This is a genomic window from Actinomadura gamaensis (assembly GCF_042652125.1).
Lineage (GTDB): Bacteria > Actinomycetota > Actinomycetes > Streptosporangiales > Streptosporangiaceae > Spirillospora > Spirillospora gamaensis.
In genome coordinates this window covers 18601-32799 of record NZ_JBHSIT010000003.1, presented here as the reverse complement: position 1 = coordinate 32799, position 14199 = coordinate 18601, and the positions used below count along the sequence as shown (strand labels likewise).

Here is a 14199-nt window from a genome sequence, read left to right as displayed (position 1 = left end):
GGGAACTGGGCGGCGCGGACGGTCAGGTGCGGTCCCGGACCAGCGGGACCTTGCCGACCGCGGTCCGCTCGATCTCCGGCGAGGCGCGCGGCACGAACAGCAGCCGGAACCCGTAGCCGGAACGCTCGATCGTCTCGGGGGTGGCCTCGCGGTCGTTGAAGAGCGAGAGCGCGCGCGGCAGGGCGGCGGTGAACAGGCGGGCCGGGCCCGCGGGGCCGAGCGCGGCGTCCAGCTCGGCGGTCCGCCCGTCGGCGTCGTCCACCGCGACGACCAGGCACAGCACGCGGCTCTCCCGGTGGTTCACGAACTGGACGTCGTGCGCGTCGCGGTCGAGGTCGATCCCGGCCGCCGCGCGCAGCTCGTCGCGCAGCGCGGCGTACGCGAGGGCCGCCGAGTACTGGCTGTCGTTGAGGTGCAGGACGTCGCCGCTGCGTCCGGCGAACTCGAACCGGGCGGTGCGCGGGCCCGGGCCGTCCGTCGGACCGCGCCGGATCATGCGGTCGCCGAGCTTGAGGCGCAGCAGCGGCGTCTCGTGCGCGTGCAGGCGCGTCACGACGAGCTCGCCCTCCTGGCCCTCGGGGACGGCCCGTCCGTGCTCGTCCACGATCTCGACCAGGTGCAGGCCGGGGACGGCGGCGAGCTCGGGCCGCGTGTGGTCGAGCTGGAGCCCGACGCACTCGGCCTGGGTGGCGGCGAAGTAGCTCAGCACCGACGCGTTCGGGTAGACGGCGGCCAGCTCGGTGCGCTTGCGCTGCGGCAGGAGCCCGCTGCCGTACATCGCGACGCGGAGGCTCTCGCGCGCGGGCGCCGGCATCGCCGCGCCCATCTCGCCGAGGATGCCGATGCTCGCGGTGATGCCCATCACCGCCTTCGGTCCCGGATAGGAGAAGAGGTGCGCCAGGACGGGCGGCGTCACCGGCCCCGCCCCGATGTAGTTGACGCCCGGCACCCGCGACAGGACGCCGCCGACCATCGTCCCGCTGCTCCACATCTGGTAGTCGGCGAGCGTGGTGGACAGCCAGCGCGGCCCGGGTCCGTGCAGGTAGCGGGCGAGCTGGTAGGCGCCCATGAACGCGCCCGCGATCCGGTAGGTGTCGCGCAGCTCGCGCAGCGAGTACACGATCTCCAGGGGCATCCCGTCGCCGGTGCCGCCGCTCGCCACGACCTGGAACCCGCCGCGCTCGATCGGCACGACCATGCCCGCCCGCGCGCCCATGAACATGTCCCGCTGGACGGTCCGGTCGGAGAGCGGGATGCTCTCCCAGTCGGCGAGCGTGTCCGGGGGGCCGGTCACGCCGAAGTGGTGCAGCCGCTCCCGCCACAGCGGGTTGAGCAGGACGGTGTTGACGATCTGCCGCAGCCGCCGCAGCACCAGCGCGTCCTGGACGGCGGCCGGCGCCTCGCAGTACGGCACGCCGACGAGCCGTCCGCACTCCTCCAGCTTGGCGGCGAACGGCGGCAGCGCCGCCACCTCGTCCACCGACCGGGGCCGCAGCTCCCGCTCCGGGATCAGCCGCGCCGCGATCGCGGCGGCGGAGTCCCGGTCGAGCTCGACCATCGTCGTCACGGTCTCCTCCTCTCGTTCGGACACCCCTCGCCGTCCGGACGTCCCGGACCCTCAGGGCTCTTGCGGACGCTCGAAGCTCCCTACGCCCCGCCACCAACGAATCCGTCACCGTCCGCGCGCCCGCCCCGCCCGTCGTCATCCGCGCGGCCGCCCAGACCGGCACAGCCGTCGCGGCCGACGCGATCGTCCAAGCCGTCGCGCTCGGCGCGGGTGGTGCGGTCGGCACGGTCGGCACGGTCGGCGCGACCGTCCAGACCGCCGCGGCCGTCCAAGCCGGCGTGCCCCTTAGGGCCGTCGTGGCCGGCGCGACCGTCCAGACCGGCACAGCCGTCGCGGCCGACGCGATCGTCCGGGCGGTCACGGTCGGTGCGGGGGGCGGGGGGTGTGGGGGGCTTCGGGGCGATCGCTTCGGAGAGGGCGCGGCGTCCGGTGGCGCGGGTCTCCTCGATGAGCGCCGCCAGGTGCGGCGCGTCGATGCGGTGGTTCATGATCACGAGGCGGAGCGCGGCGACGCCGTCCACGTTCACCTTCGAGATGAAGAAGCGGCCCGCGGTGCGCAGCCGGTCGCGGATCGCGAGCTGGAGCCGGTGGGTCTCGGTCCGGCCGAGGCGCGCGGGCTCGTAGCGGAAGCAGAGGATGTTCGCCTCGGGCTCGTGCAGCACCGTGAAGTCGGGCTCGTCGCGAAGCATCCGGTGGGCGAGCCGCGCGGTCGCGCAGAGCCGGTCGAGCTTGCGCTCGAACAGCGCGGGGCCGTAGAGCGCCCAGAGCGTCCACAGCGGCATGATCATCGGACGCTTCGTGCACTCCAGCGTGCGGTCGCCGCTGTCCAGCGCGCTGTAGGGGTCCGGCTCGTCGTCGAAGACGTAGCTGGCGCGCTGCCGGAACGCGCCGCGCGCGGCCTCGCCGTCCCGGTAGAACAGCAGCGTGCAGGCGGCCGGGACGAACATCATCTTGTGCGCGTCCCAGGTCAGCGAGTCGGCCTCGGCGACGCCGCGCAGCAGGTGCCGGTGCCGTCCGGAGACGAGCAGGCTCGCGCCGTGCGCGCCGTCCACGTGCAGCCAGATCCCGCGCGGGCGGGTCAGCGCGGCGAGCTCCGGCAGCGGGTCGAACGCGCCCATGGACGTCGTCCCGGACGAGGCGACCAGGCAGAACACGTCCAGCCCGCGCCGCCGCGCCGCGTCCAGCTCCCGCTCGGCGCGGGCCACGTCGATGCGCCCGCGCCGGTCCGCCGGGAGCCGGACGAGTTGCTCCTCGCCGACGCCGAGCACGCCCGCGGCGCGCGCCACGCTGTAGTGCGCCTCCGTGCCGAGCGCGACGGCCGGCCTGCCGCCCGCCCCCGCCGCGCCGTGCAATCCGGCCGCGCCGTGCGTCCAGAGGCCGGGGTAGGCGCGCCCGCGCGCGGCGAGCATGGCGGTGAGGTTGGCCAGCGAGCCGCCGGAGGTGGTGACCATGGCGAACCGGTCCGGGTCCCAGCCGATGTACCGGTTGAGCTCCGCCGCCATGAGCCGCTCGGCGACCTTCGGGAGCTGGGCGGCCTCGTAGAACGAGCTGGGCTGGCTGACCGCCGAGCCGACCAGGTCCACGACGGCGGCGAGCGGGACCGGTCCGGAGAACTGGCGTCCCATGTAGCCGGGCGAGTGCACCTGGATGCCGGTGGCGAGGTAGAGGTCGAGGATCTGGTTCAGCCGGGTCTCGTCGAACTCGGCGACCCGGTCGCGCTCGGTCGTCATCAGCTCGCGCGCGGTCTTGGCCAGCGCGGTCGGCTCGACCAGCTCCAGCCCGCGGACGGACCGGTCGTCGAGATGCCGGCGCAGCAGCCGGGCGGCCTGCTCGGCGGCGCGCTGGAAGCGCTCGGAATCGAAGGCGGCGGCCAGCTCCGCGCCCGGCGATTCCCCCTCGCCGGCGGCGGGGGAAACGGCGGCGGCGCGCGGAATCTCGGAGGCTGAATGCATTTCGGATGACCGCCTTCCCGTCCACGCGAATCACGGAATTGGAAACCGATCGCATCGTACGCACGCCGGTAAAGGCGCACGCAAACGAGTGGCCGCATGAGGACGACGGCACGAAATAAGGGCCTCCGTAAACAACCTGCGGCGGACATCCGGAGCGGGCAGAAATTCATGGCGCGCGTGATTCGGGTCGCTTCGGGGGCACGCGTGTGACGGATGTGGCGTCCAATAAACCACTCCGGCGGGTGTCCCGGCCGTCGCTGCGCGTGTCGGCGACCCTGTCACGCTGCCGTCGGACGCGGCGGAGGTGCCTTGACAAACGTGTTAACGCGCGCGGTACTGCCTTTCTGAACACGATCGCGTCATCGAGATGAACGGACGCCGTCCGGCGGATGGATGACGCTCCGCGTTCACCCGTCCGGCGGGCGGTCGCGGAAATTCGGATACCGATCGGTATTCACTGAAGGGAACCTGGATTCTGCCGGTATCGGGAGCGCCCGCCCCGGCGTCCGGACGACCGGCCCGCCCGCCACGCCGATCTTCGCGCTGCCCGGGAACCGCAATGCCCGGGCAATTTTCAAGGGTGTTCTTCCGGAGCGCCTCGCCTATTCTGGAACGACCCCTCCATCGAGCATCCGCGGAGATGCCATGGCGCGAGGCAGTGCTCGAAGCGCGGCGCGCGATGCGCCACGCGTCCGGGCGCAGGGCAGGACCCGACGTGCCGCGCACCATGCGGCGCGAGACCGGACGCACGGCAGCGCGCGCCGGGCGGGGCGAGGCAGGGCGGGGCGAGGCAGGGCGGGGCGAGGCAGGGCGGGAGGCGTGGCGGGTGGCGGGCCGGCCGGGCGGGGTTCGGCGGGGCGGTTCGCCGTCGGGGCGGCGGCGGCCGCTCTGCTGCTGCTCGCCGTGACGGGCTGCGGATCGCCGCGCTACACCTACGTCAAGAACTCCGGTGAGCGGACGTACTTCAAGGTGCCGGCGGGCTGGAACCGGATCGGCCAGCACGACCTCGACCAGCTGCTCTCCGGCGACGATCCCGACTCGGCGGCGGCCCGGGCCCGCCCGCAGGTCAGCTGGTCGGTCGCCTACGACGCGACCCGTCCGGCGGACGCGACGCACCTGTTCGGGCTGGACGGCGGCGAGCAGCCGTTCGTTTACGCCCAGATCCGGCGGGTCAGCGACGAGACCCGCGACCAGATCTCGCTGAACCTGCTGCGGGACGCCTTCCTGCCGGTGACCGCCCAGTCGCGGCAGCAGGCCGCGGACGCGGGGCAGCCGCTCACCGGGTTCGAGCTGCTGCGCGACCAGGTGCTGACGCCCGGCGGCGGGCTGCGCGGCGTCCGGTCGGTGTTCAACTACCGGCTCGGGCGGCTCGCGCTGCTCCAGACCTTCGACGTCACCACCTACGCCAGCGACGACGGCCGCCTGTACGAGCTGGTCGTCCGCTGCTCGGCCCGGTGCTACCGGAACCGGTCGGCCGAGCTCGACGCGGTGGCGCGCTCCTTCACGGTGAGGAAACATCGATGATCTTCCGACGCGGCCGCTCCCCCGAACACCCGCCTCCGGACCGTCCGGCCGGCGAGCCGCCGGGAGACTCCCTGTCCGAGGACGCGCTGCCGTCGGAGGCGCCGTCAGCGGACGCTTCGGCGGAGAGCGCGCCGACGCCGCCGGGCGCGCGGGTCACGCGTCCGCGGCAGACGTGGTGGGAACGCGTCCGGTACCTGCTGCTCTTCGCGGCGCTCTGGTTCCTGCTCGTGTGGGCGGCGATGGCGGACGACCCGCTGAAGTCGTTCCGGGACGCGGCGCTGATCGAGGAGCGGACGGCGTGGTGGGTGTTCGCGCTCGCCGGGATCGAGCTGGTCCGCCAGGCGCACTTCCTCGCCAGTGAGCGCTCGGCGCGCTACCACCGGTTCTGGACGGTCCGGATCTGCGGCGGGTTCGAGCGGTTCACGCATCGCCGGTTCCGTCCCTGGACGCGGTTCCGGGCCTGGCGGGCGGTGCTGGTCCTCGGCTGGCTCGCGGTGTTCGCGCTGGTCGCGGGCAAGATGCTGCACACCTCGCCGGTGGAGGCGCTGTTCCAGATCCCGGCGCTGCTCTGGCGGGCGCTGCCGCTGCTCGTCCAGGTGCTGTTCCTGTTCTTCTTCATCGCGATCCAGTTCGTCGGGATGTTCTGGTTCCTGTCGCGCGGCGGCGTGGACACCTACATGCCGGACGACATCAAGACGCGGTTCGCCGACGTGTGGGGGCAGGACCACGTCCTCGACCGCGTCCGGGAGAACATCGTGTTCCTCCAGCGGCCGGGCGAGATCGAGGCGCGGGGCGGGTACGTGCCCGGCGGGATCCTGCTGTGGGGTCCGCCCGGGACCGGCAAGACGCTGATGGCCGAGGCCGTCGCGGGCGAGACCGGCCTCCCCTACGTGTTCGTGGACCCCGGCGCGTTCATCCAGATGTTCATGGGCATCGGCATCCTGAAAGTGAAGTCGCTGTTCCGGAAACTCCGGAAACTCGCGCTGCGGTACGGCGGGGTGGTCGTGTTCTTCGACGAGGCGGACTCGCTCGGACGGCGCGGCGCGCTGGCGCAGGCCGGTCCGGGCGGCCGTCCGGCCGGGTCCCGCTCCCCCGCGTTCCAGGCGGCGGGCTGCAACGGCGTCGCGTACCTGTCGTCCGACACGCGCTGGCAACTGGCGCGGGACGCGCTCGGCACGATGGAGGAGGTCCCGCGCGTCCGGCGGGACCGGTTCGTCATGGGCGGCGGCATGAACAGCGCCGGCAGCGGTGATCCCGGAACTCTCCAGGCCCTCCTCACCGAGCTCTCGGGCCTGAAGAAACCGCGCGGCATCCTCAACCGGTACGTCCGCCGGCTGCTGGGGATGCGTCCGAAACCGCCGCCGAAGTACCGCATCCTCGTGATGATGGCGACGAACATGCCCGAGGCGCTGGACGAGGCGCTGCTGCGTCCCGGCCGCATCGACCGGATCTACAAGGTCGGCTACCCGTCCAAGGCCGGGCGCGTCCGCACCTACGAGGGCTACTTCGGCCGCGTCCGGCACGAGCTGACCGCCGAGGAGATCGACAAGCTCGCGACGATCACCCCCTACGCGACCGGCGCCTCGATCAAGGACCTGGTGAACGAGGCCCTGATCACCGCGATCCGCGCCGACCGCTCCGTCATCACCTGGGCGGACGTCATGAAGGCCAAGCAGCTGAAGTCGCTCGGCCCGCCCGAGGGCGTCGAGTACCACGACCGGGAACGGCACGCCACGGCCGTCCACGAGGCGTGCCACGCCGTCGTCGCCTACCGCGTCCGGCGCCACCTGGAGATCGACGTCGCGACGATCGAGAAGGGCGCGGAGTACCTCGGAATGGTCGCGTCCATCCCGGTCGAGGACCAGTTCACGCAGTGGCGCAGCGAGTACGAGGCCGACATCCTCGTCTCCCTGGCGTCCCTCGCCGGGGAGCGCATGTTCTTCGGCGGCGACAGCTCGTCCGGCGTCTCGGGCGACCTGGAGTCGGCGACCCGCGTCGCGTCGCTGATGGAGGGCTACTGGGGCATGGGCTCGACCGTCTCGTCCCACGCCGTCTCCACCCAGCTCGGCGTCGGCGCGCCCGGCGGCCCGAAGGGCGCCAAGGACGCCGAGCGGGAGATGCGCCGCCAGCTCGCCGACCGCATCGAGGACCATCTGGCCGGGCTCCTGGCGCAAGTGGAGCGCGTCCTCACCGAGGACCGGGCCGCCGTCCTCGCCGTCGCCCACGCCCTCGAAATCCACAAAACGCTCCAGGGGGACGACGTGGTGGCCGTCATCGAGGCCCGCCGGGGCCGCCTGATCGACGGCCGGATCTACGCCGACCCCGCCTTCCGCGAGGCCCTGGAGACGTACCACCGCGCCGCCGAATCCGCGCACCGGTCGAGAGCCGCCCTCGCGCGTCCGCTCCCGTCCCTCCCCGAAGCGACTCCCTTCTGAGCCCGCCTACCTGAAGGCGGCGGCGTTGCGGGCGCACCAGTCGGCGAAGGTGCGGGGCTTGCGACCGAGCAGGCGCTCCACGGTCTCGGCACGGAAACCGCTCGTGTCGGCGCGCATGAGGGTGAACCCTTCGACGATCGCGTCGGCCAGCGCCGGAGGCGCGCCGTTCGGGAAGCGGGACGCGACCGCATCCTCCGGAGTGGCCACCGCGCGGACGTCGATGTCGCGTCCGACCGCCGCAGCGAGGATCCCGACCTGCTCGGCGAGCGTGAGCGGCTCGTCCCCGTGAGGATGTACTCCCGTCCCTCGTGACCGTCCGACGTCAGGACGAGCGCGGCGACGGCGGCGATGTCGGCGGGGTCGATCGGCGCGTGACGTCCGGGGCCGATCGGGGCGGACGAGCGCCGCCGGCCTGCTCACCCGCCGCCGCGACGACCGCGACCAGCGCCTCGCCCGGCTCTGGCTCACCGACGCCAATGCCTCCTCACCGCCCTGACCAAAATCCACCGCCCCGCCACCGCCCTCACCACCCCCGCCGACGAGGCGTCCTCCTGAGCACCCGGCCGGACCGGCGGGTTATTGGGGGGTTTCTTTTGGGGGGATGAGGGATTGGGCGCACTTGCGGAAGTCGGCTACCAGGCGGCTGCGGTCGTCGGCTCGGGTGGCGAGGACGACGTGGCTGGGTTCGACGCCTTCCAGGGGGATGGCCGCGAGGTCGGGGCGGAGGGTGGTTCCGCGGCCTCTCGGGGAGACGGCGATGGCCTGCCCTGAGGCGACCACCTCGAACTTGTCCTCCAGGTGGTCGATGTAGGGGCCGTCGGGGACGCGGCGGCCGCCCGGGCGGGGTTCGAGCCGCCAGTAGGCGCTCCACTCGGGGTCGGCGTCGCGGATCCGGGGGAACGGCTCGTCCGCGATGTCGTCGAGCGTGACGCTCTCCTTCCCGGCGAGGCGGTGGTCCAGCGGGACGAGCACGACGAGCGGGTCGTCGTACAGGACCGTCACGTGCAGGCCCTCGGTGCGGAAGGGCAGGCGGCAGACCACGGCGTCCACGCGGTGGTCGACGAGGGCGTCGCGCCCGTCGGTGAATTCCACGTGGACGGCGTGGACCTCCGCGTCCGGGTGCAGCCGGCGCAGTTCCCGGACGGCCGCGGTGACGATCATCCCGTTCGAGTAGCCGACGGTGATGCGGCTCGGTCGCGCGGCGGCCCTCGTCCGGGAGACGGCCTGCGCGGAGGAGCGCAGCAGGGACCGGGCGAGCGGCAGGAACGTCTCGCCCGCCTCGGTGAGGCGGCTGCCCTGCGGGGTGCGGTCCACGAGCCGGGCGCCCAGGTCGCGTTCGAGGCGGCGGATCTGCCTGCTCAGGGACGGCTGGGTCAGGTGCAGGTGCGCGGCGGCGCGGCCGAAGTGCCGGTGCTCGGCGAGGACGGTGAAGCAGCGGACGAGTCGCAGATCGAGATCCGTCGGGGACGTCGGTTCGGCCATGTGGAGAGCGTATGCCGTCCGGCCCTGGGTTGGCCGGACGGCTGCGAGTCCGAGCTGTGGTGATACGGGTTTCGTATTGCGCGGTGCGGAAGCGTCATTGGACGCGCGGTGAGCGCAGGGCGCAGTGTTGGAGCACCGGCCGATCGGCCGGGTCCCCATCGGTTTCAGGAGTTTCGGTCATGCGTGTTTTCGTTACGGGCGCATCAGGTTTCATCGGCGGCGCCACGGTCCGCGAGCTGCTGGAGGCCGGGCACGAGGTGGTCGGGCTGGCCCGGTCCGACGCGTCCGCGGCGGCGGTCGAGGCGGCCGGGGCCGAGGTGCTGCGCGGCTCGCTCGACGACCTCGACGTCCTGCGTGAGGGAGCGGCGGCCTCGGACGGCGTCGTCCACACCGCGTTCATCCACGACTTCACCCGCTACGAGGAGAACATCCGGACCGACCGGCAGGCGATCGCGGCGATGGGCGAGGCGCTCGCCGGGTCCGGGCGTCCGCTGGTCATCGCGGCCGGGCTCGCCTCCACGCCCGGCGAGGTGTCGACCGAGGACAGCCGCAGCGCGCCCGGCGCGTTCGGTCACGCCCGGTTCCTCAACGAGGAGGCCACGATCGCGCTCGCCGACCGGAACGTGCGGACGTCCGTCGTCCGGCTGCCGCCGACCGTGCACGGTGAAGGGGACCACGGGTTCGTTCCGATGCTCATCGGCATCGCGCGGGAGAAGGGCGTCTCGGCCTATCCCGGTGACGGCGCGAACGTGTGGCCGGCCGTCCACCGGCTGGACGCGGCGCGGCTGTTCCGGCTCGCCCTCGAGAAGGCGCCCGCGGGGTCGCGCCTGAACGCCATCCACGACGAGGGCGTCCCGGTCCGGGAGATCGCCGAGGCTTTCGGGCGGCACCTCGACGTGCCGGTGAAGTCCGTCCCGGTCGCGGAGGCCCCGGCCCACTTCGGCTTCCTGGGGATGTTCTTCTCGGCGGACCTCCCGGCGTCCAGTGCGAAGACCCGCGCGCTGCTGGGCTGGGAGCCCGCCGCCCCCGGGCTCATCGCGGACCTGGACGCGGGGCACTACTTCGCCTCCGCACGGCCCTGACCAGGTGGAGGGCCAGGCCGACCCCCGCGCCGACGCTCACCGCGTCGAGCGCGGCGGCGGCCAGGGGCGCCTCGTAGGGCTGGTAGCCGCCCGGACGGATCAGGACGAGCGGCATCCGCCACGCGCCCCAGCCCGCGAGCGACCCGGACGCCACGAACCCCGCCGCCACCGGAGGCCACAGCGGCAGCCGTCGGCCGTGTCCGGCGAGCGTCCACGCGCTCCACGCGCCGGCCAGCGACCAGAACGCGTCGCCGATCGCGAGGACGCGTCCGGAGGTGTCCAGTCCGCCCTGGTGGCGGGGGTTGGTGGCGAGCCCGCCGCCGCAGGCCCAGTAGAGGTCGATGGCGGCGATCACTCCGGTCGCCGCCATCACGGCCCACGGCGGACGGGCGGTGCGGAGCGCGGCGACGCGTCCGGTGAGGGCGGCGGGCCAGCGTTCCCGCAGGTAGATCGGGAGGGCGATCGCCACGCCGACGGCCATGCCGGCGAACCCGACCGTGATGAGCGCCATCTCCCAGGACGGCGCGGCCGAGCCGTCCGAACCGCCACCGCCGCCACCGCCGTCACTGCCGCCGCCGCTGCCGAGCAGCGAGCCGAGCAGGCTGAACGGCACGGTCGAGATCAGCAGGCCGCCCGCCAGCCACGCGAACAGCAGCACCGGCGTGCCCGGCAGCCGCAGTCCCCACTCGCAGGCGAGCGCGAGCCCGAGGCCGATGCCGACCGACGCCATCCCGATCGTGACCGTGTTCAGCGCGACCCACGAGCCGGTGCTCGCCCCGGCCACCGGCGACCGTCCGGTGCCGAGCGCGACGGCGACCCAGACCACCTTGACCAGCAGATACATCGCCAGGGTGCCCGCCGCGCCGAAGCCCGCCCAGCGGCGCACCACCGTCCGTCCGTCCATGATCGTCAGTCTGCGGGGGCGGCGCGGGGGCACGCCTCCCCCGCGGGAGCCGGTGGTCTCCCCCGCACGGGTGATTCACGAGACGCGGCGCGGGACCGGTGCGCCCGGTCCCGCGCCTTCAGCGGCCCCTACTTGATGGCGAGCGAGAAGAGATGGGTGGATGTCGTGGTCGGGAGAGTCACGGCGACGAGCTTCTTACCCGCCGCCAAAGGCACCTGATTGGCGAAGAGGTAAACGGGGGTGTTGTCTTTGCCTGTCTGGTTGTTGCGGTACGGCAGCTTGGCGACCTGTGTGGCGCCGAGGCCGCTCGCCGAGCCCCAGTGAGGGAACCCGAAGTAGCGGCGCTCGCTGGTGCCGTCCGCGTAGTGCAAAGTGACTCCGCCCAGGTCGGGGCCTGCGCCCGAGCCCAGGAAGGCCACGGCCGTTCCCGTTCCGGTGAGCGGCACGGTCTGGCCGTCCGGACGGACGTTGTTCGGCGTTCCCGTAGTGGACGGCCACGTGAACGTCGCGCCGAGAGCCTTCACCTGTCCGCCGGGGGTGATTCCGGCGGCGCTGAGTGCCTGGGCCGAGAACGAGCGTTTGTAGCCGTCGAAGTCGCCGGGCTTGGTGTTGGAGTCGTCCGTCACGCCGACGTTGTTGTAGGCGGCGGCGAGCGAGGCGTAGGGAACGTGGACCTGGCCTCGTGCGCGCACGGTGTAGGTGGTGGCGTGCGCCTTGTACGAGACGTTGGCGGTCACGTCGTACGCCTTCGGCGACGCGTTCGCCGGGGCCTGGACGCGGAAGGTCCGGTCGCCGCGCGGGGTGACCGTCCAGCCGGACGGCGCGGTGAGCGTGACCTTGGCCGAGGGGGCGTGCCCCTTCACCTTCACGGGGATGTCGGCGGCGCCGCCCGGCGCCACGACCGGCTCCGCTCCGAGGGACGCCTCGACGGACGCGTCCTCGGGGTGGACCCCACCGACCGCGCTCGCATCCCGCAAGATCACCGTGGACGGCCCGGACGTGCTGACCGAAACCACCCCATCGGCGTAGGACCAGCCGGACACCGCCCTACCGTTCACGAGCACCGCCTTGGGACGGCTCCCGGTGTGGACGGTCAGCTCGTACGCGCGCGCGTTGGGCATGCCCGCGTACGAGCCCTTCGGCGCGTCGATCCGTACGCGCACGTCGCCTCGTCCGGAGTGCGGCGCGTCCACGGTGTAGGTCTGCGTCGCGTAGGAACCCTTCTCGAACTGCCGCGTCGCGCCGTCGTCCTCGTAGGCGGTGAAGGACGAGTGGCCCTGCGGGTAGACGTCCAGGCTGAGACGCGACTTGTCACGCGTCTGCCACGAGAGCGTGCCCTTGGGCCACATCGGGACGATGGCCCCTGCGCGCACGAAGAGCGGCAGGGTGTCGAGGGGCGCGCTGTAGTGGTCGAGCGTGACCGGGCCTCGGTAGGTGCGGCCCGTCCAGTAGTCGGTCCAGGATCCCTTGGGCAGGTAGATGCCGTCCCGGCTGGACGCGTCGGCCGTTACGGGCGCGACGAGGAAATCGGTCCCGGAGAGGAACTCTTGACCGGCCTTCCAAGCTTGCGGGTCGTTCGGGTACTCCAGCGCCAGCGGACGCGTCGCGCCTACGCCGGTGCGATGTGCCTCGGCCGCGAACGTGTACGCGTAGGGCAACAGCCGCTCGCGTAGGAGAAGGTACTTGCGGTTGATCGACGTGTAGGGCTCGCCGTAGCGCCATGGCTGCTTGTCGTTGGGAGCCCAACCGTCCATCGTCATCGCGGCGGGCAGGAACGCCTTCCACTGCAAGTCACGCGTGTACGTGTTCGGGCCGCCTCGGAAGATGCCGTCCACGTCGCCGGTCGTGTAGGCGAGGCCCGACAGCGTCGCGCCCTGGTAGGTCGGGACCTGCCAGCGCGAGTATTCGTAGGCTCCGCTCTGGTCGCCGCTCCACTGGACGCCGCAACGCTGCGCACCCGCCCACGACTCGGGCGCCCAGGTGAATCCGCGCGCGTCGGAGTTCGCCTGGATGCCGTTGTAGGCGTCCTGGCAACCGCTCAGCGCGAAGCGGTAGCCGTCGCCCACCCACGCGACGTCCAGTTTCGCCACGCGCTGGCCCGCCTTCACCTGGTCGGCGAGCTTGCCGAGGCCGTTCTCGGTCCAGAGGCCGAGCTGCATGTTCCGGCCCTGGAGTCCCTGAGCGGTCTCCTTCAGGTTCTCGTAGCCGCAGCCGTAACCGTCGTTGACGAGCATCCAGCCGTTGGGCATCCCCGCCTTCTCGTAGCCGTCGGCCACCTTCAGCGCGTCGAGCGTGTGCCGCTCGCCCCGGTTGGCGTTGTGCAGGTAGCAGTCGGAGTCGCCGAGTTCGAGCCCGTACATGGGCGGCATGAACGGCCGCCCGGTCAGCTCGGTGTACCGGTCGATCGGCGTCTTCAGGTCGTTCTTCCTGGGCGCGACGAAGTAGAACGCGTCGAAGCGGTTCTCGGCGTGCGTCGCGACGACCGGATCGGTGAACGCGTACGACCCCGGCGCGAACGTGTCGCGCAGGACGCCGTAACCGCTGGTCGAGGCGTAGTACGGCACCGAGTTGGGATGTCCGCCCTCGTCCCAGTTGTAATCGACCCCGATCTGCACGGTCTTGCCGCGATGGCTGAACGACCCGTTCTGCTCGCCGCCGCCGACGAACTGCTCGTCCGGACGCTCGGCCAGCGTCTGGGTGGTGTTCTTGCCGTCCCAGCTCAGCGGTTCGGTCTCGGCCCAGACCAGGCTGCCGTCGGATCGCCGGACGCTGAACAGCGCCGGGTCCTTCCGCACCTCGACGGTGATCTTCCCGGTGCCGATCCGGTAGGACGACGCGTCCCGCCGGAGCCACGTGCGCGGTTGCGGATAGTCGGTCTTGACCACGATGTTCGCGGCCGGATCGCCCGGTTTGGACGGCGGGCTGTTCGCCGGGTCGGTGAAGTTCCCGTCCGGGGCCGTCCAGAGCCGGAACACGTCGTCCTTCAGGAAGACCACGCGGACCTTCGCCTTCCCGGCGTCGAGGGTGAAGGTCGCCCCGTCCTGATGGATCCCGGTGATGGGGCCCAGCCGGCCGGCGTCCGGCTCGGCGCCGGGTCCGCCGGGGGCCGCCGCCGCGGTTCCGGGCAGCGCCGCCAGCCCGCCGGCGGCGACACCCAGCAACCCCGCCCATTGCGCGAATCTGCGCATAGGCTCGTCCCTTCGATCAAGTATGAGCACTCGATCTAGGTATATGGCCGCATGCGTCAGCCGTT

The 14199-nt window shown here is 72.5% G+C and carries 9 protein-coding genes; 3 read left to right on the top strand and 6 right to left on the bottom strand.

Annotated features, from left to right (window positions below):
* Nucleotides 1-22: 22 nt before the first annotated feature.
* The gene (locus tag ACFPCY_RS10610) at nucleotides 23-1567 is read right to left on the bottom strand and encodes a phenylacetate--CoA ligase family protein (protein WP_378253848.1); all 1545 of its coding nucleotides are present in this window, start codon (nucleotides 1565-1567) and stop codon (nucleotides 23-25) included.
* Between the two features lie 80 nt (nucleotides 1568-1647).
* On the bottom strand, nucleotides 1648-3519 hold the full coding sequence (locus ACFPCY_RS10605; protein ID WP_378253846.1) for a pyridoxal phosphate-dependent decarboxylase family protein: 1872 nt from the start codon (nucleotides 3517-3519) through the stop codon (nucleotides 1648-1650).
* 819 nt (nucleotides 3520-4338) lie between these two features.
* Here ACFPCY_RS10605 and ACFPCY_RS10600 point away from each other — a divergent pair.
* Nucleotides 4339-5043: a hypothetical protein gene (locus ACFPCY_RS10600; protein ID WP_378253844.1), complete on the top strand. Its 705-nt coding sequence runs from the start codon at nucleotides 4339-4341 to the stop codon at nucleotides 5041-5043.
* Nucleotides 5040-7478 (top strand): AAA family ATPase, encoded by a 2439-nt coding sequence (locus tag ACFPCY_RS10595; protein WP_378253842.1) that lies wholly within the window; start codon nucleotides 5040-5042, stop codon nucleotides 7476-7478. The genes ACFPCY_RS10600 and ACFPCY_RS10595 overlap by 4 nt, the downstream gene beginning before the upstream one ends.
* A 6-nt stretch (nucleotides 7479-7484) precedes the next feature.
* Here the strand turns inward: ACFPCY_RS10595 and ACFPCY_RS10590 are convergent, their stop codons facing one another.
* Both ACFPCY_RS10590 and ACFPCY_RS10585 read right to left on the bottom strand, forming a co-directional pair.
* Nucleotides 7485-7685, bottom strand: coding sequence for a hypothetical protein (locus ACFPCY_RS10590; protein WP_378253841.1), 201 nt, complete (start codon nucleotides 7683-7685; stop codon nucleotides 7485-7487).
* A 369-nt stretch (nucleotides 7686-8054) separates the two neighbouring features.
* A complete protein-coding gene (locus ACFPCY_RS10585) occupies nucleotides 8055-8960 on the bottom strand; it encodes a LysR family transcriptional regulator (RefSeq protein ID WP_378253839.1) in 906 nt (301 codons plus the stop codon).
* Nucleotides 8961-9139: 179 nt separating this feature from the next.
* Here ACFPCY_RS10585 and ACFPCY_RS10580 point away from each other — a divergent pair, with 179 nt between their 5' ends.
* Nucleotides 9140-10042, top strand: coding sequence for an SDR family oxidoreductase (locus tag ACFPCY_RS10580; RefSeq protein ID WP_378253837.1), 903 nt, complete (start codon nucleotides 9140-9142; stop codon nucleotides 10040-10042).
* Here the strand turns inward: ACFPCY_RS10580 and ACFPCY_RS10575 are convergent.
* Entirely contained in the window at nucleotides 9993-10946 is a 954-nt protein-coding gene (locus ACFPCY_RS10575) for a hypothetical protein (RefSeq protein ID WP_378253835.1), read from the bottom strand. The two genes, ACFPCY_RS10580 and ACFPCY_RS10575, sit on opposite strands and share 50 nt — an antisense overlap.
* A gap of 128 nt (nucleotides 10947-11074) precedes the next feature.
* Complete coding sequence (locus ACFPCY_RS10570) at nucleotides 11075-14134, bottom strand: TIM-barrel domain-containing protein (RefSeq protein ID WP_378253833.1); 3060 nt, start codon at nucleotides 14132-14134, stop codon at nucleotides 11075-11077.
* Nucleotides 14135-14199 lie beyond the last annotated feature (65 nt).